The organism is Aquabacterium sp. (assembly GCF_048860245.1).
Taxonomy (GTDB): domain Bacteria; phylum Pseudomonadota; class Gammaproteobacteria; order Burkholderiales; family Burkholderiaceae_C; genus Aquabacterium.
The window spans coordinates 1-15,918 of sequence record NZ_JBLIZW010000043.1 but is presented as its reverse complement, the minus strand read 5'-3'; the positions used below and the strand labels follow the sequence as shown (position 1 = coordinate 15,918).

General features: G+C 64.1%; 14 protein-coding genes. 2 read left to right on the top strand and 12 right to left on the bottom strand.

What is annotated here, in order from left to right:
- On the top strand, window positions 1-1,028 hold a 1,028-nt coding region (gene nadB / locus ACMV18_RS04865), incomplete at its 5' end, for an L-aspartate oxidase (RefSeq protein ID WP_420816913.1).
- 22 nt (window positions 1,029-1,050) lie between these two features.
- On the opposite strand, the gene ACMV18_RS04860 is transcribed toward nadB, so the two are convergent.
- From ACMV18_RS04860 to ACMV18_RS04820, 9 genes are all read right to left on the bottom strand, one after another.
- The gene (locus ACMV18_RS04860; RefSeq protein WP_374257731.1) at window positions 1,051-1,335 is read right to left on the bottom strand and encodes a late competence development ComFB family protein; all 285 of its coding nucleotides are present in this window, start codon (window positions 1,333-1,335) and stop codon (window positions 1,051-1,053) included.
- 96 nt (window positions 1,336-1,431) lie between these two features.
- On the bottom strand, window positions 1,432-2,097 hold the full coding sequence (locus ACMV18_RS04855) for a 3'-5' exonuclease (RefSeq protein ID WP_420816912.1): 666 nt from the start codon (window positions 2,095-2,097) through the stop codon (window positions 1,432-1,434).
- A gap of 13 nt (window positions 2,098-2,110) precedes the next feature.
- On the bottom strand, window positions 2,111-3,961 hold the full coding sequence (locus tag ACMV18_RS04850; protein ID WP_420816911.1) for a putative nucleotidyltransferase substrate binding domain-containing protein: 1,851 nt from the start codon (window positions 3,959-3,961) through the stop codon (window positions 2,111-2,113).
- 157 nt (window positions 3,962-4,118) lie between these two features.
- A complete protein-coding gene (nadC, locus tag ACMV18_RS04845) occupies window positions 4,119-5,027 on the bottom strand; it encodes a carboxylating nicotinate-nucleotide diphosphorylase (protein ID WP_420816910.1) in 909 nt (302 codons plus the stop codon).
- A gap of 37 nt (window positions 5,028-5,064) precedes the next feature.
- On the bottom strand, window positions 5,065-6,186 hold the full coding sequence (gene nadA, locus ACMV18_RS04840) for a quinolinate synthase NadA (protein WP_420816909.1): 1,122 nt from the start codon (window positions 6,184-6,186) through the stop codon (window positions 5,065-5,067).
- Window positions 6,183-6,983, bottom strand: a complete 801-nt coding sequence (locus tag ACMV18_RS04835; RefSeq protein WP_420816908.1) for a phosphatase PAP2 family protein — start codon at window positions 6,981-6,983, stop codon at window positions 6,183-6,185. Before ACMV18_RS04835 ends, nadA begins: the two co-directional genes overlap by 4 nt.
- Window positions 6,984-6,988: 5 nt before the next feature.
- Window positions 6,989-8,590, bottom strand: a complete 1,602-nt coding sequence (locus ACMV18_RS04830; RefSeq protein ID WP_420816907.1) for an ArnT family glycosyltransferase — start codon at window positions 8,588-8,590, stop codon at window positions 6,989-6,991.
- A 20-nt stretch (window positions 8,591-8,610) separates the two neighbouring features.
- Window positions 8,611-9,642, bottom strand: a complete 1,032-nt coding sequence (locus ACMV18_RS04825) for a glycosyltransferase family 2 protein (protein ID WP_420816906.1) — start codon at window positions 9,640-9,642, stop codon at window positions 8,611-8,613.
- Window positions 9,643-9,670: 28 nt separating this feature from the next.
- On the bottom strand, window positions 9,671-10,669 hold the full coding sequence (locus tag ACMV18_RS04820) for a lysylphosphatidylglycerol synthase domain-containing protein (protein WP_420816905.1): 999 nt from the start codon (window positions 10,667-10,669) through the stop codon (window positions 9,671-9,673).
- 124 nt (window positions 10,670-10,793) lie between these two features.
- On the opposite strand from ACMV18_RS04820, the gene rraA reads away from it, so the two are divergent.
- Window positions 10,794-11,291, top strand: coding sequence for a ribonuclease E activity regulator RraA (rraA, locus tag ACMV18_RS04815; protein ID WP_420816904.1), 498 nt, complete (start codon window positions 10,794-10,796; stop codon window positions 11,289-11,291).
- A 17-nt stretch (window positions 11,292-11,308) separates the two neighbouring features.
- On the opposite strand, the gene ACMV18_RS04810 is transcribed toward rraA, so the two are convergent.
- The 3 genes from ACMV18_RS04810 to ACMV18_RS04800 all read right to left on the bottom strand — a co-directional run.
- Window positions 11,309-12,595 (bottom strand): TolC family protein, encoded by a 1,287-nt coding sequence (locus tag ACMV18_RS04810; RefSeq protein ID WP_420816903.1) that lies wholly within the window; start codon window positions 12,593-12,595, stop codon window positions 11,309-11,311.
- 9 nt (window positions 12,596-12,604) lie between these two features.
- Window positions 12,605-15,688: an efflux RND transporter permease subunit gene (locus ACMV18_RS04805; protein ID WP_420816902.1), complete on the bottom strand. Its 3,084-nt coding sequence runs from the start codon at window positions 15,686-15,688 to the stop codon at window positions 12,605-12,607.
- 10 nt (window positions 15,689-15,698) lie between these two features.
- Window positions 15,699-15,918, bottom strand: a 220-nt coding sequence (locus tag ACMV18_RS04800; RefSeq protein ID WP_420816901.1) for a hypothetical protein, incomplete at its 5' end; no start/stop codon positions are given.

Here is a 15,918-nt window from a genome sequence, read left to right as displayed (position 1 = left end):
TGGTGCTGGCGTCTGGCGGCGTGGGCAAGGTGTATCGCTACACCAGCAACCCGGACACCTCGACGGGTGACGGCATTGCCATGGCCTGGCGTGCAGGCTGCCGTGTGGCGAACATGGAGTTCATCCAGTTTCACCCCACCTGCTTGTACCACCCGCAAGAACGCAGCTTCCTGATCACCGAAGCGTTGCGCGGCGAGGGGGCACACCTGAAGCTGCCGGATGGCACCCGCTTCATGAAAGACCATGACGAGCGCTGCGAACTGGCGCCGCGTGACATCGTGGCCCGCGCCATCGACTTCGAGATGAAGAAGCACGGCCTGGACCATGTGTGGCTGGACGCGACCCGCCTGGGCGAAGACTTCCTGAAGGAACACTTCCCCACCATCCATGCGCGCTGCCTGTCACTGGGGATCGACATCGCGCGTCAACCGATTCCGGTTGTGCCGGCCGCCCACTACACCTGCGGTGGCGTGGTGACCGACTTGCACGGGCGCACCGACTTGCCCGGCCTGTATGCCGTGGGCGAAACCACCTACACCGGCTTGCATGGCGCCAACCGACTGGCCAGCAACTCTCTGCTGGAGTGCGTGGTGCTGGGGCGCACCTGTGCCGATGACATCACTGCGCAGATTCCGGCCGCGCTGCCCAAGGTGCCCGCCTGGGATGAAAGCCAGGTCTCGGATGCCGATGAAGAAGTGGTCATCGCCCACAACTGGGACGAATTGCGCCTGCTGATGTGGAACTACGTGGGCATTGTGCGCACCACGCGCCGGTTGGAGCGGGCGCTGCACCGCATCAAGTTGCTGCGCAGCGAAATCGACGACTACTACGCGGCCTTCCGCGTGACGCGCGACCTGCTGGAATTGCGCAACCTGGTCGATTGCGCAGAATTGATCGTGCGCTCGGCCCTGTCACGCCAGGAAAGCCGTGGCCTGCATTTCAGTCGCGACTACCCACGCACCTTGCCGGTCAGCTTCCCGACGATCCTGTGCAAGAAGGCGAAGAAGAAAGACGCCTGGTTGCCTTAAGAGTGGTGCCGCCCGGGCTGCCTCAGCGCCGTGTACGCATGGCGTGCCGGCTTTGAACGAACTCGAAGGCGTAGGCGATGGATTCGCGGATCAGTCGCTCGTTGTCTTGATGCTCCTGATCGGTCATGTGGAAGGCCAAGTCCACCTGGTGACGAATGTAGCGGGGGGGCAGTCGATTCAGCGCCACGCAGACCACATCCGGCAAATGCTCGGGGTTGAGTGAGGGGTATTTCCCCTGGGCCTCAATCACGGCATGAACGACCAAGGGCTCGTAGTAGTTCTGGATGTTGGTGAAATCGATCGACATGGCGAGTCCTCACTGCGAAGTCGCGTTGTTGGGCTTTCAGCGGACATTGTGTGCGCGATTGCCACCAAAACTTCGCGCCCCGCGCAGCGAGCGCGCTCAACGATGTGTCAATTGACGCAGTTTGATGAACGCCAAAGCCGCCATCACGGCATCGTTCACGGCGTCGTGCGCCTCGCGTTGAGGCAAATCCAAGTCTTTCATCAGCGATGCAAAGCGCAGGTCGATGTGCGTGAGGCCTTGCTGGTGGTGGGGCAGTTGCTGGAACTTGTAGTCGTAGTACAGCCCGGATACCTCGATCTTGGGCTGGGGTAGTTTCACGCCAATCAATGGCACCAGTGCCCGATTGATCATGGCCAGATCGAACTCCAGGTAGTAGCCCACCAGCGGGCGGCTGCCGATGAAGGACATCAGCTGCTTCAAGGCTTCCTCAATCGGCATGCCCTGCGCGACGTCTTGCTGGCGTAGCCGATGAACCTTGACGCTTTCTGCCGTGAGCTTGCGACGCTCGGGTTTGACGGTCAGCTCCAGCCGTTCGCTGGTCATGATCGTGTTGCCGCGAATCCGGACGGCCCCGATGGTGATGATTTCGTCCAGATTCACATCCAGCCCCGTGGTTTCGCAGTCGAGCGAGACCCACTCGTTGTCAGGGGGCGAGGCCCACATGTAGCGATAGCGCTTGTCCTTCAGGCGCGAGAGCATCCAGGCACGCTTCAAGCCGTGCCAGATCTGAACCGGGGGGAGTTGCTGCAAAGGGTCTTTCATGCAGAGAGGCCCTTCACATGGCTTCCAGGTGGAACTGGTGGCGCAGGACGCTCTTGAACTGCTTGATGACGCCCAGGGCGTCTTTGAGCAGGTCGCGATCCAGTGGGCTGAGCCGATCTGGGTAAATGTGCGACGACGCCTCTCGGCCCGCCTCCAGTTCGTGCAGCCCGGCTGACAACTTCAGGCTCATGAACAGGTGGAGGCAGTCTTTCAGTTCGTTGCCCATTTCGGCAGAGAGCTTGCCGGCGGCAATGAGGGCATCAATGCGATCGACCGTGCCCACCGCTTCAATCTGTGAAGCCAGCGCCATGCTGCGCACGCCGTGAACCAGCGGGAACAAGCCCGCCTTCTTGAGGTTGAGGCGTTTGGGGTCTTGATGGTTGAGGTGCAGCAGGCGGTTCCACCAGCCGCGAGAGGTGTTGAAGGCATCCATGGCCGAGGCAAACCGGGCCAGGACCGCATCGTTGCCAGCCACCTGGCTGGCAATCGCATTCTGGATGGCTTGGCGGACGTTGCCCAGCAAGGACGTGTCCCCGGCCACGGGGTGAGAGTCCATGAACACCGCCAGCGAGATCAGGGTGTCGGCATCGGGCATCATGAGCCACGCCTTGATCATGTGGACGAAGCCGTCTTCATCGTGCCGCCACAGCGGGTTGTTGATCATGATCTGGCCCGGGCATTCCGGGTAGCCAAAGTCCATCAAGGCATTCGAGAAGCGCGCGCAGATCTCGGCCAAGTCCTCCGGAGGCTGGTAGCCGTTGCGCCAGACCAGCCCATTGTCCTGATCGGTTTTGAGCAACTGCTCGCCTCGGCCCTCGCTGCCCATCACGAACAGGCAGCTGTTGGCTTTCAGCTCGGCCGGTGCAATCAATTGCCAGGTGCGTTCAAACAAGCGTGCGTTCAGTTCTTGCACCAGTCGGGCGATCTGTGCCACGCGCGTGCCACCGCGGTGTAGCAAGGTGATCAGGCGTGTGATCTGCTCGGCGGCCTTCTTGAGCGAGCTCAGGTCTTGTGCCTCGGCAATTTGCAACGAGATCAAGTGCGAGTGGTTGGACAGGAAGCTCAGCAGGTCCAGTTGCTCCAGCAGCCCCAGGATGCGGGGCTCGGTGGACTCACCATCGACCACCACCAGTCGCCTCACCTTGTGGCGAATCATGGCGGTCAAGGCGTCGAACACATGAGCCTTGGGCGATACCGTGATCAGCGGGAAGCTGGCCAGTTCCCGGATGGGCAGTTGGTCGAGCGGCGTTTCACTCAAGATGGCGCCTTGCAGTCCGCTGTTGCTGAACAAGCCCATCCGTACCGGGGTGCAGGCATGGTCTTCCACCAGCACGGCATCCAGGTTTTGCTTGGCCATTTGTCGCACCACGGTCACCACATCCGACCCGGCATCCACCACATGAACCGGTCGCATGAAGGCCTGATGCACCTCGGCCATGGTCAGGGACTGGAGTTCGTGCTCGTTGTGCCGCTTGGACAGCGCATTGAGCTTGTTGGACAGGTCCGAGAAGAGTAGGGCGCCAAACGTGGCGTTGGTGTGGATCAGGTTGGTGACGGTGTCTTTGGCCAACTGGTAGGCCACCACCTCTTCCGCTGCCACGAAGCGGTCGGCCACCTTGCCGGTCACCAGGCCCCGGCCATCAAAACTGTCATCGGGGCCGAAAGTGGCCACGACTTCGTCGTCTTCGATCTGCTGGACGTAACCCTTGATGACGATGAACAGGTGGGTCGGCTGTGTGTCCGTGTCCAGGATCGCGGTGCCCTGCGGAAAGTAGGCCACGTCGATGCTGTCACGCACCAGCTGACGCTCGGAGACGTTCAAACAATCAAAGGGAGAGGCATTGAAGTTGAAGGCACTTGGCATGCCTTCACTCTATGCGTTTCGCCTGAGCTTGAGTAGCGGGTGGCGCACACAGGGTGTGCGGCAGATCAAGAGCGGGCGGGGCCTCCCGGCCCCGGCGTGCCTGCTCAACCTATGGAAACTACCCAGTCAGGCTTGATGTGTGCGAAGAAACGAGGCGTCAGCCGCCGATGCGTTCGAGCACGCGCAGCGAGAAGTCGACGGCCTTGACATCCTTGGTCAGCTTGCCGATGGAGATGCGGTCGACGCCGGTGGCAGCGATGTCGCGCAACTGGTCCAGCGTCACGCCCCCGGACACTTCCAGCAAGGCTTCGCCTCGGGCCATCTCCTGGTTGATGGCCACGGCGGCACGCATCATGTCGTAGTCGAAGTTGTCGAGCAGCACGCTCAGTGCGCCAGCGGCCAGGGCCTCACGCAACTCGTCCAGGTTTTCCACCTCGACTTGGATGGTGATCTGCTCGCGTTGGGGCGAGGGCTGGGCGGCCACGAGCGCTTGGGCGTTCTTGACGGCGGCAGTCACGCTGCCCGCGGCGGCAATGTGGTTTTCCTTGATCAGGATGCCGTCGTACAGCGCCAGGCGTTGGTTGGCGCCACCGCCCACGCGCACGGCGTACTTCTGGGCCAGGCGCAGACCGGGCAGGGTCTTGCGGGTGTCCAGCACCACGCAGCCGCGTGGGTTGGGCGATGCCCCGTCAATGGCCTGCATGTGGCGGTGGGTCAGGGTGGCCACGGCCGACAAGGTTTGCAGGAAGTTGATGCCAGGACGCTCGGCCGTCAGCATGGCGCGGCCATCGGCCTCGATGGCGCACACCTCGGTGTTGGGCGCCATCAGGGCACCTTCGGCGTAGGCCCAGGTGATGTGGGCGGCAGGGTCGAGCTGGCGCAGGCAGGCCTCAAACCAGTCGCGGCCACACAGCACGGCTTCTTCGCGCACGATCAGGCGGGCCTTGACGCGCTGGTTGGCGGGCACCAGTTGCGCCGTCCAGTCGCACACGCCGACGTCTTCAAACAGGGCGTCACGGACGTTGCGGTCGCGGGCTTCTTGCAGGGTTTCGTTGTGATCAAACATGACAAGACTTTCGACAATGCTGTGAAACGGACCGCGCTCAAGCCGCGCCAATGTTGGGGACGAAGCCCTGCGCTGGCTTGGTGATGGCGGCCGGGTTTTGGGCCACGAAGTTCAGCATGCGGTCGATGCAGCCGTGAGCCTTCACGCGGGTGGCTTCGTCCACGGTGATTTCGCCCACGCCTTGCTCCAGGCAGTCCAGCACGCCTTGCAGGCCGTTCATGGCCATCCAGGGGCAGTGTGCGCAGCTCTTGCAGGTGGCGCTGTTGCCGGCCGTGGGGGCCTCGATCAGCACCTTGTTGGGTGCCATCTGGCGCATGCGGTGCAGGATGCCGTTGTCGGTGGCCACGATGAACTCGGGCGCATCGGACTCGACCACGGCCTTGAGCAGTTGCGAGGTCGACCCCACCACATCGGCTTGGGCCACGACGCTTTCGGGCGATTCGGGGTGCACCAGCACCAAAGCCTTGGGGTGATCCTTCTTGAGCAGGTCCAACTCCAGGCCTTTGAACTCGTCGTGCACGATGCAGGCGCCGTTCCACATGAGCATGTCCGCACCGGTTTCGCGCTGAATGTAGCGGCCCAGGTGGCGATCGGGCGCCCAGAGGATCTTTTCGCCCTGCGCCTTGAGGTGTTTGACGATGGACAGCGCGCACGAACTGGTCACCATCCAGTCGGCACGGGCCTTCACGGCGGCGCTGGTGTTGGCGTAGACCACGACCTTGCGGTCAGGGTGTGCGTCACAGAACTGGATGAAATCGTCGGCCGGGCAGCCCAGGTCCAGCGAGCAAGTGGCGTCCAGATCGGGCATCAGCACGCGCTTTTCGGGGCTGAGGATCTTGGCCGATTCGCCCATGAACTTCACGCCCGCCACGATCAGGGTCTGGGCACTGTGGTCACGGCCAAAACGGGCCATTTCCAGTGAATCCGACACGCAGCCGCCGGTCTCCATGGCCAGGTCCTGCAGGTCGCCGTCCACGTAGTAGTGGGCCACGAGCACTGCATTGCGCGCTTTCAGCAGCGCCTTGATGCGGTCCTTGACGCGGGCCTTTTCGTCCGCGGCCAAAGGGGCGGGCACCTTGGCCCAGGCGTGAGCGGTACAGGTGGCGCCACTGGCGTCTTGCAGGTCGTAGTCGTACGAAACGGTTTGGGTGGAGCTCATGGTGTGTTTCTTCCTTCCGGCGAGAGGGAGGCTTGCGCGGCAGCTTGTCGCTGAAGGCGTTTCTTGTCCAGCCAACTGACGAGCTCACAAGACAGCCACACGGCGTAAAACGCGAAGATGATGTCGCTTAAAAAATGGCCGCCTTGCATGATGCGGCCCAGGCCGACGATGCTGCCGGTGACGATGCCGATGAGCAACCAGCGGCGGCGCCACAGGGGGCCACAGGTGAGGCCCAGGCTCATCAAGGCAAAGCCGGCTGCGGCGTGACTGCTGACAAACGATCGGTTGCGGTCGGGCGTGGCGCCGATGGCAAACGGACCTTGATAGTGGTCGGGGCCGCCAAATTGCTCGACCTGCACGGGCCGAGGACGGCCCACCGTGTTTTTGAACACGCCTTCGATGATCAGGCCGGGACCGAGCAAAGCGCAGCACACCGAAACCGTGGCCAGATGGCGCCAGGGGCCTTGGACCTTGTCAGCCAGATCCGGGCGTCCTCGCGCAGCCAACAAGCGGCTGATGCGAGGTGCCTGCAGCGCGAGCAAGGCGAGGGCGACGACCAGGCCACGACCGAGCCAGGGCGTCCAGTCGTACAAGGCCATCACCACCGGATGGCTCTTGTTGAAGAAGCCCTGCTCGGGGTTGAAGTAGTGCGCGGAGACCAGCAAGTCCAGCCCCGGGAACTTGGCAAAAATGGCCAGCGAGAAGAAGAACAAGGCCCACAGCAACATGGTCAGTCGCTCGTGGTGTTCTTCGTGCATGGCCAACTCGTCGTGATCATGCGGCGCGTGCAAGGGCATGGCGCTCAGTCCTCGTTGTCGCGGCGGGCGGGCTGCGCCCCGTTGGGGGGCGTGTCATAGCCCTTGAAACCGCGCAGCACAAAAGCATGCAGTTCAATGAAACGGTCGGGGCCCACCGCCACCTTGGCCGAGCGCAACAGGGTGCTGGAGGCAAAGCGCTGCGCAATGCCCGCTGGGTTGCTCGATTCGGTCACCAGCACGACGTCCGCACCGGCTTGGTTGGGCAGGCTGCGTGTCAGCTCGTAGTGGTTGTTGACCGTGCGTTGGGGGTTCCAGATCACGGTCTGCACACCATGCTGACGCCAGTTGTAGGCTGCATGGGTGATCAACAAACGAGATTCGGTGAGCACTGGCAGCCCCCGGGTGTCAGCCTGTTCAATGGCAGGCGCCAACGCGGTGAACACCTCTTGCCAGCCGCGCATGCGCACCAGGGCATCCAGGCGAGATGGCAGTGTCGGGCCGGCGATGTCCCGTGCTTGCAGCACCGCCGAGGTCAGGACGATGTTGCTGGCCAGTGCGGCCATCAGCCAGCCACGTGGGCGGACGGCGGCCAGCGGCAGCTCAGGACGGCTCAGGCGGGAGGCAATCAGCAGGCAGAAGCCGACCATGGAGGGCGCAGCCCAGTTGACGTGCGCATCGGCATGAAACGCTTGCACCACGGCAATGGCTTGCAGCGGCAAACTCATGGCCCACAGAAAGTGGTAGCTGGCTTTGGTCGGCGCGGTGCCTGCAACGCCGCCATTCGCTGAGCGGCGCAGCAACCACAGACCTGCCAGCACGGCCACCGGGCCCAACATCAAGGCTTGACCGGCCACAAACACCAGGGTGGGCACAACGCCGCCACCACGGTTGGACGACGTGGTCAACTCGGCCGTGTGATGCAGGGTGGGGAAGCCGTTGTGGGCATTCCAGATGAGGTTGGGTGACAGCATCAGCGCTGCCATCACGATGGCCACCCATGGCCCTGCACGCAAGATGCCACGACGCGGGCCGGGCACACCCCAGAGGGTCCACAGGGCGGTCAAGGCAAAGGCCGCCATGGTGTACTTGCCCAGCAAGCCGATGCCACACACCACGCCCACAGCCACCCAGTAGCGCAACTGGTCGGTGGCTTGTGCGCGCCACAGGGCCCAGGAGGCCAGCGTCCAGCACAGGATGAGCGGTGCGTCGGTGCTGGCAAACAGGCCCATCAGGGCCACGGTGGGGATCGTGGCAAACAGGGCAGCGGCCACCATGCCCGTGCGCACGCCACCCTCGGTGGGCCACAGGGCGCGAGCCAGCCCCACCATGCTCAGGGCGGTGATGGGGTACAGCGCCATCACCACGGCTTTGACGCCCAGCACGCTGTCGCCAAACAAGTGGGTGCTCAGCCAGATGAGGCCGGCAATCAGCGGCGGCTTGGAGAAGTAGCCCCAGGCCAAATGCTCGGACCAGTCCCAGTACTGGGCTTCGTCAAAGAAGAGCGAGATGCCGCTGTGCGGCACCATCCACAGGCGGTAGGCAAACAGCGCGCCGACAAAAGCCAGCAGCATCCACATGGATGCGCCTCCCACACCGGGCCACTGGGGCGCGGTGGTGGTTTTGGAGGGGGTGGTTGGAGTCGTCATGGGCAAGTCGTCAGACAGGCTCAGGCCTGGCGGTGCCAGGCCGCGTCAGAGGCCAGATCGGCCGGCTTGTCGGTGTGGTACGGCGCGATGTCGCCGCGGTTGTAATAGATGCGGATCAGCAGTTCAGCGATCACGCCGGTGGTCAGGAATTGCAGGCCGCCCAGCACGCAGAAGAAGCCCAGCCACAGCAGCGGGCGCCCACCGATGTTCTGGCCCGCCAGCTTCAGGGCGGCCAGGTACGTCAGGATCAAGCCGCCAATCAGACTCACGCCCAGACCCACGCCGCCAAAGAAGTGGCCAGGGCGGCCCGAAAAGCGCAGGAAGAAGTTGACGGCCAACAGGTCGAGGATCACGCGCAGGGTGCGCGAGATGCCGTACTTGGATTCACCCCGGGTGCGGGCATGGTGGCTCACAGGCTCTTCGGCCATGCGGGCAGGCGAGGTGACGGTGGCCATCCAGGCAGGGATTAAGCGGTGCATTTCACCGTACAGGCTCACGCGCTTGAGCACGCTGGCACGATAAGCCTTGAGGCTGCAGCCCAGGTCCTTGAATTCCAGTTGGGTGATCTTGCGGATGATGCGGTTGGCAATCTTGGAGGGCACTTTGCGCAGCCACAGGCCATCCTGACGGTTCTGACGCCAGCCAGCGACCAGATCCAGATCTTCCTTGAGCAGGCGTGCAACCAGCTTGGGGATGTCCTTGGGGTCGTTTTGCAAGTCGCCGTCGAGAGTGACGATCACATCGCCGCGTGCGGCGTCGATGCCGGCTTGCATGGCCGCCGTCTGGCGGAAGTTGCGCCACAGGTGGATGGGACGCACATGGGGGCCACGCAGTCGGGCTTGCTCGTCCAGGGCTTCACGGGTGCCATCGCGGCTGCCGTCGTTGGCAATCAGCAGCTCCCACTCGAAGGGGTAGTCCTTCAGGGCGTCATGCACCGCGGTCACAAAGGGCTCGACGTTCTCGACCTCGTTGTACATCGGCACCACGATCGACAGACGGTGGGCCGGAACATCGGCGAGGAAGGCTGCGGGGGCCGTGGTGGGAGCAGTCATGACTTCACTTTCTTGGATACGGGTGCGATCAGTCGTCGGAGCGGGCGTTGAGCTTGCTCAGCAGCAAGGCCACCGCGCCGGCCACGACCGCGCACAGCAAAAAACAGACGTGTAAGGCGAGCGCCGCGCTGACTGCCAGAGCCAGCGCGGGCGATTGTGAGGGGAGATGGGCGGCCATGCCAGCCCAGACGCCGGCTTCGTAGGTGCCAAAGCCGGCCGGGCCTTGCAAGGGCACCACGGCGGCCAGTTCGCCACCCAGGGCGCCAGCCCAGGCAGTGGACCACGGGCTGCCCGTGATGGAGGCCAGCAGGCAGGCGCCGGCAGCGAGCTTCACGCTCCAGTTGGCCAGCGTCAGCAGCCAAGCCGCAGGGCGGTGGTGTGCCGGCTCGAACAAGGCATGGCGCAGTTTGTGCAAAACGCGGCGCAGGCCGCCAGCCTGGGCCTCGGCAGGGGTTTCTGCATGCTGGGCAAACCACCGGCGCATCACCGCGTTGGCCACAAACCAGCCTGCCCACATGGCGAGCAGCGCGGCACCACGCCAAGTCAGCGGCACGCCCGGCCACAGGCAGATGCCCAGCATCAGCAAGATGAGCAGGTCTTGCACGCGCATCCACATCAGGCAAGCGACCGCGCGCGGCAGCGACATGCCCAGTTCACGCGAGGCCAGCCAGGGAAAACTCAGTTCGCCAGCACGCATGGGCAGCAGGTTGACCGCAGCGTTGTGCATCAGGATGACGCGCAGGGAGTCGGTGCGCAGACCCAGCCAGCGATGGGGCGGGCGATGGTGTGCGTCCAGATCCAGCACCACCTGCAGGCGGGCCGCCCGCAGGCCGTAACTGAACAACAGCCCGGCCAGCGTCAAGGCCCATGTGCCCAGGCTTGGTTGTTGCAAGGCCTGCGTCACCTCGGACAGTGGCGTACGATGCAGCAGCCAAGCCAGCAAACCCAGGCCGAGCGCCCACGCCACCAGCATCTTCATGCGGGCGGCCAGGGTAGGGCGCGGAGTGGTTTCGAGTGGCTGCGTCACGACAGGTCGGGCTGACAGGGTTCAGGTCAACCCGATATTGTCCTGCATCTTGCTCAAAGCCGCTGCGGACAGGGGTGACAATTCCGTGTTTGCATGCTTTCCATGACAGTCAGGAGCCATTGAGATGACAACCCATTTCGCAACCTGCGATATCTGTGATGAACACAAGAACGACAGCGACGGCAGCTTCCGCGTGTTGCCGCCCGTGTTCAAGGACTACGGCAAGCGCATCAAGTTTTTCGGTCAGGTCAGCACCGTCAAGTGTTTTGAAGACAACACGCTGGTGAAGGCTGCGGTCGACTCTGCAGGCCATGGTCGCGTGCTGGTGGTCGATGGTGGTGCCTCGCTGCGTCGCGCCCTGGTGGGCGGTAACCTCGGCAAAGCCGCGGCCAAGAACGGTTGGGCGGGTGTGATCGTGGACGGTTGCGTGCGCGACTCGGCTGAATTGGCGGAATGCGATGTGGGCATCCGCGCCTTGGGCCTGATGCCCTTGCCGACCGAAAAGCGCAACGAAGGCCAGAAAGATGTGGCCGTGCAGATCCAGGGCGTGTGGGTGCGCCCCGGTGACTGGGTCTACGCTGATGAAGACGGCATTGTGGTGATGGACAAGCCACTGGCTTGATCCTGTCGCCCTCTTCTTCAGAGGGCCGATGACGGGGCCCACAGGGTGCCCGTCATCACTTGCCAGGTCCAGCGGGCGAGCAGGTGGTCCACCTCGGCTTGCGCCGCGACCTGTGCCTGGTCGTTGGCCAGGCGCCGGGCTTGGAGCAGTTCGTTCAAGCTGCCTTCTCCCAGCCGGAATCCCTTTTCAAGGGATAGGGCCACGTCTTGCAGTTGTTGCCAGGCGGCGTGAGCCAGTTGCCAGCGCTGAAGGCTGTCGGTGACATTCTGTCTGGCTTGGGTGTAGCCCTGTTGCGCCTGAGTGCGCGCCCATTCCGCGCGTTGGCGCGCCGCTTCGGCTTGCGCTGCGCTGGCTTGTGCCGCATGGCTGCGCGCCGCGCCACCGATGGGCCACGACAGCGTCACTCCCAGCATTTTTTCAGCGCTGTTGCGTGACTGGGCGAGCTTCAGCCCCACGGTCGGATCCGGGGTCTGTTCACGCTGATCGAGGCTGGCCAGGGTGAGGGCTTGGTCTGCCTCCAGTTGGGCGGCTCGCCACTCTGGGTCGTTGGCCACCTGAGCATCGGTCACAGCGGGTACATCCAGCGCATCGGTGGGGGGCTGCTGAGACGCGGTGGGCATCGTCAACGGCCAGCCGGGGAATTGGCTTTGCAGTTGGCGCCCGCGTGCCTCCTGCCGTTGCTGGGCCGCTTGCGCCTGCCACTGGGCTTGACTCAGCGCGGCCTGCATCTGGGCGCTGTCGACCCGAGAGGCATCACCAAGGCGCTGGCGTTTGTCGGTGGCTTGTGTCTCCCGTGTCAGCAAGTTCACTTGGGCTTGCCACAGCGTGGTCAGTCGGGCTTCTCGCAGCCAGTCACTGTATTGCGTCAGGGCTTGCAGGGCCAGTTGTCGCCAAGTCTGCTGCAGGCGTTGGGACGACAGGTTTTGCTGTTGTTGCGAGGCTTGCTCGGCGGCCAGTTGCTTGCCAGGCAGCCGGATGCCGCGCTCGAGTGTGGCTTCCCATTCGCGCTCACGGGTCGAAGGCGTGGTGGCTTCCGCGGCCGCTTGGCGGCGGCCGACCATCAGCGAGGGGGTCCACTCATGGGGGCCGGCGCGGCGTTGCTCGGCTTGTTGTTGTTCGGCTTGCGATTGTGCGGTCTGGGCCCGCCACAGCGGGTGCTGTTGCACCCAGGTGGCGAAGGTTGCATCCGTCGGCAGGGTGGACACGATCTGCGCGTGCGCGGGGGCGGACCCCAACAGCGCGGTCAAGGCCAGAGCGAGCGCGGTGTGCCGCAGAGATCGGTTCAGCATGAAGGTCTGAGACATGTTGTGCTTTCAGAGCGCCGGCGCATCGGCGTCGACGGGGCGAACGCCAAAGCGTTCGTACACCAGGGGCAACAGCAGCAGCGTCAGGGCGGTGGAGCTCACCAGACCCCCAATCACCACGATCGCCAGCGGCTTTTGAATTTCACTGCCCGGGCCGGTCGCAAAGAGCAGGGGGATGAGCCCGCCTGCGCTGATCGAGGCCGTCATGAGAACGGGTCGCAGGCGTCGCTTGGCGCCTTCCAGCACGGCTTGTCGGGGACTGCGGCCTTCCTCAATCAACTGGTTGAAGTAGCTCACCATCACGACACCGTTGAGCACCGCGATCCCCAGCAGGGCGATGAAGCCCACCGATGCCGGCACCGACAGGTATTCGCCCGTGATGGCCAGTGCCACCACGCCACCAATCAAGGCCAACGGGATGTTGGACAGCACCAGCGCGGCTTGCCGCACCGACCCGAAGGTGGAGAACAGCAGGAAGAAAATCAGCAGCAGCGCCACCGGCACCACCAGTCCCAGACGCTGGGCGGCACGCTGCTGGTTTTCGAACTGACCGCCCCAGGTCACCTGATAGCCTTGTGGCATGGGCAAGGCTTGGGCCAGTTTGGTTTTGGCCTCATCCACAAAGCCCACCAGGTCCCGCCCCCGCACATTGGTCTGGATGACCACGTAGCGTTGGGCCTGTTCGCGGTCGATCTTGACCGGGCCGTCACGGTTGTCCAGGCGGGCCACGGCGCTCAGCGGCACGGCATGCCCTTCGGGGGTGACCAGGCGCAGGGCCTCAAAGTCTGCCGGGCTCTGGCGCAGCGCACTGCTGCCGCGGATGACCAGCGGCGTGCGGCGCCCGTCTTCCTGGATCAGACCAATGGGTTGGCCTTCAACCCAGCGGCGCAGATCGGCCTGGATGGATTGGGCATTCAAGCCCAGGCGACCAGCGGCCTGACGGTCGATGGACACTTGCAGGTATTGCACGCCGTCGTTGCGCAGGGTCAGGGTGTCGGTGGCGCCGGGAATGGCTCCGATGATCTTTTCTGCCTTGGCGGCCAGGTCGTTGAGCGTGTCCAGCTTGGTGCCGTAGATCTTGATGGCCACATCGCCTCGAACGCCCGTCAACATTTCGGACACGCGCATGTCGATCGGCTGCGTGAAGCCGGTGTCCACGCCGGGGAAGTCCTCCATCACCTTGCGCAACTCACCGATCAGCCATTCCTTGTCGGGCTGGCGCCATTCGCTCATGGGCTTGAGCACCATGAAGGTGTCGGTCTGGTTGAGCCCCATGGGGTCCAGCCCCAGCTCGTCCGAACCGCTGCGGGCCACGATGGATGCCACCTCGGGCACCCGTTTCAGAATGGCTTGCTGCACGCGCGAATCCAGCTCGGCGGTGGCGCTCAGGCCAATGGCCGGCAGCTTTTCCAGCTGCATGATGATGTCGCCCTCGTCGAGCGTGGGCATGAAGGTCTTGCCGATCTGGGTGAACAGCACGCCAGCCACGGCCAGGGCTGCCAGGGCACCACCCATCATCCAGCGCGGGTGCAGCAAGGCCTTGCTCAGCAGCTTGTCGTAGATGACATCGAGCTTGCGCATCAGCCAGGGCTCCTCACCGTGGCCGGCTTTGAGCAGCCAGGAGGCCAGCACCGGCACCAGGGTGAGCGACAACACCAGCGAGACGGCCAGCGCGAACACGATGGTCAGCGCCACCGGGCCAAAGAGCTTGCCTTCCAGACCCTGCAGACTGAGCAGAGGCAGGAACACGATGATGATGATGGCGATGCCAGAGGCTACCGGCGACACGACCTCGCGGCCTGCGCGGAGCACGACCTGCAGCATCGGCATCTTTTTGGCGTCGCCATGCGCCAGGTGACTTTCGATGTTCTCGACCACCACCACGGCACCGTCCACCAGCATGCCGATGGCAATGGCCAGGCCACCCAGGCTCATCAGGTTGGCCGACAGGCCGAACTGGCGCATCAGCACAAAAGTGCCCAGGGCGGACAGCGGCAGCATCACGGCCACCACAATCGCCGCCCGCAGGTTACCCAGGAAGGCCAGCAGCAAGAGCACCACCAGCACGACAGCTTCCAGCAGCGCCTTGCTGACGGTGTACACCGCGCGGTCCACCAGGCTGCCGCGGTCGTAGAAGGTGTTGATGGTCATGCCCTTGGGCAGGCTGGCTTGCATGCTGTCGAGCTTGGCTTGCACGGTGGCGACCAACTGGCGCGCGTTGGCGCCACGCAGGCCCAGTACCAGGCCCTGCACGGCTTCGCCCTCGCCATTGCGGGTGACCGCGCCATAGCGTGTCAGCTCGCCAATGCGCACTTCGGCCAGGTCGGCCACGCGGGTGAGTCGGCCGTCTTCGCTTCGCACCACGGTGTTGCGCACGTCGTCCAAATTCTGAATGGCGCCCTCGGCGCGCACGATCAAGGCTTCCTCGCCAGCGTTCAGGCGGCCGGCACCGTCGTTGTGGTTCGACGCAGTCAGAGCCGTTTCCAGCTGGTTCAGGGTCAGTCCTTGCGCCAGCAGGGCTTGGGGGTCAGGGATGACCTCGAAGGTGCGCACAAAGCCGCCCAGGCTGTTGACGTCGGCCACACCCGGCAGGGCGCGCAGGGCAGGGCGGATCACCCAGTCCAGCACGCGGCGGCGCTCTTCCAGCGTCTGCGGACCTTCGATGGTGAACATGTACATCTCGCCCAGCGGTGTCGTGATGGGCGCGAGCCCACCCGATGCCGTCGGGGGCAGATCGGCCAGCACGCCGGCAAGGCGTTCGCTGACCTGCTGACGCGCCCAGTACACATCGGTGCCGTCTTCAAAGTCTAGGGTGATATCGGCCAGGCCGTACTTGGAGGTCGAGCGCAGCGACTTCTGCTTGGGGATGCCCAGCACCTCCTGCTCAATGGGGATGGTGATGCGGGTCTCGACCTCTTCCGGGGTCATGCCCGGCGCCTTGAGGATCAGCTTGACCTGGGTGCTCGACACGTCGGGGAAGGCGTCAATCGGCAAGCCCATCCAGGCCGCCACACCCGCGCCGCCCAGCATCAGCACCAGCAACATCACCAGCACACGCTGGCGCAAGGAAAACTCGATCAGTTTCGCAAGCATCGCGCGGTCCTCAGTTGCCCAACAGGGCCTTGAGGGCCGAGGTGCCGCGGGTCACGACCTTGGTGCCGGCGGCGAGTCCGGACACGGTCCAGTTCTGGCCCTGGCGGCTCAGCACCTGCACAGTGGTGAGCTGGTAGCGGCCCGCTCCTTGATCGACAAAGACCTGGTAGACATGGCCGGGCGAGGTCAGCACAGCATCGCTGTTGAGGGTGACCGCGTTGGCGCTGTGG